At 70.5% G+C, this 1,644-nt stretch carries 1 protein-coding gene and 1 pseudogene; both read left to right on the forward strand.

Annotated elements, in window-relative coordinates; all coding sequences use genetic code 11:
• Positions 1–451: HD-GYP domain-containing protein (locus VNT59_RS20060; protein ID WP_325501424.1), on the forward strand; the 451-nt coding region annotated here is incomplete at its 5' end.
• Positions 452–650: 199 nt separating this feature from the next.
• Positions 651–1,644, forward strand: a pseudogene (locus VNT59_RS20065) (hypothetical protein); the annotation flags it as partial.

A 1,644-nucleotide genomic window follows, 5' to 3' on the forward strand; every position in this document is an offset into this window, starting at 1 on the left:
CCTCGGCATGACGCCGCGCGAGGTGACCGAGCTGGAGTATGCCGCGCTGCTGCACGACCTGGGGCAGGTCGCCCTGCGCGACCCGATCCCCGGCGGATCGACGATCATGGCGGCGCCGGCCGACCAGCAGCGCATCGCCCATGACGGCGCCGAGATCGTGCGCCGCACCGGGGTGCTGGACAACGTGGCGCGGATCCTCGAGGCGCAGACGACGCCCTACCGGCAGGTGCGCGAGTTCGGTCAGGACCTGCCCATGCCGAGCCGCATCATCAAGGTCGCCAACGCGTTCGACGACCTGTCGGGGGGCAAGTACAGCGGCCCGGACGAGGCCCGGGCGATGGAGCGCATCCACCTCGGGCTCGGCTACGAGTACGACCCGCGGGTGGTCGACGCCCTGTCCCGAGTCCTCGACCGCCGCAACGCGCGGAGCTCACCCTTCACCTTCGGCTGAGTTGGCCGACCTCGGCGAAGGGCGCGGTGGTCGAGCGCCTAGCTCCGGGACGCACACCGCCGTCACTCACCTTTTTGTCGTATTCGGTCTGCTGCCGCAGAGACGATGGTGCCGTCCTTCGCGGCCGAACGGCTGATGGGATCGGTGTGAACCGCCGCCAATAGTGGTCAGGGCCGGGGTTTCTTCCCGAATGGGTTCTATGGGGGTTTTCGCTTTGCACACAACATCGACTCGTGGTGCCGCTTTCACGAAGCGCATCGCGCTCACCGCAGTGCTGCCGGTCGTGGCCGGTTCTCTTCTGTTCGTCGCCTCGCCGGCACAGGCCGCCTCTCCGTCGGGAACGACGGGCATCTGCAACGGGGTGGTGAACCAGCTCGCGCACCGGGGCACCGTGCAGGAGAACCTGCTCAAGGCCGCCGCCCGCCGCAACGCCGCAGTCATCACCGCCCTGCAGACGGAGCGCGCCGCCCTGCAGCAACAGGCGGACACGCTGAAGTCTCAGCTGGCCGATGCCGAGGCGCAGATCGCCGCGCTCGACGCGCAGGCTGCCCAGCTCGACTCCCAGATCACGTCGACGCAGACGGCACTCGACCTGCTCACCGCGCAGCAGACCACCACCCAGACCGCCGTGACGGCGGCGGCGGACGAGCTGGCCAGGCTGCAGCAGGCCAAGGTGGACACGCAGCAGGCGCTCGAGCCCCTGCTGGCCCAGCTCAGCGCCGCGCAGGACGCCAAGGCCCAGCTGGAGCAGCAGGCGTCGGACCTCACCGCCCAGGTCGATGCCAAGGCGGGGGAGATCGCCGCTGCTCAGAAGGCTCTCGCCGACCTCGAGGCGGCCGCCGCCAGTGCGGCTGACCTCGTTGCAGCCAAGGAGGGTCAGCTGGCCACGGCTCAGGGACAGCTGGACCAGCTGACCGTCGCGGCCGCCGCTGCCTCCGACGCCGTCGACGCCGCCTTGGCGAACGTGACGGCAGCAGAGGCCGAGCTGCAGCGCCTCGAGGGCGACGCGGCGACCGCGCAGTCCGCGCTCGAGGCACAGCAGGCCAAGGTCGCCGACGCCAAGGCTGTGCTGGTGCAGCGCCAGCAGGAAGCGGCAGCAGCCGCCGACGCGCTTGCCGCCAAGCAAGCGCAGGTCGACGAGGCCACGCAAGAGCTGACTGCGCTGAAGCAAGCTGCAGCGGACGCTGCAGCGG

The sequence above is a fragment of the Ramlibacter sp. genome, assembly GCF_035554825.1.
In the GTDB taxonomy this organism is placed as follows: domain Bacteria; phylum Pseudomonadota; class Gammaproteobacteria; order Burkholderiales; family Burkholderiaceae_C; genus Ramlibacter.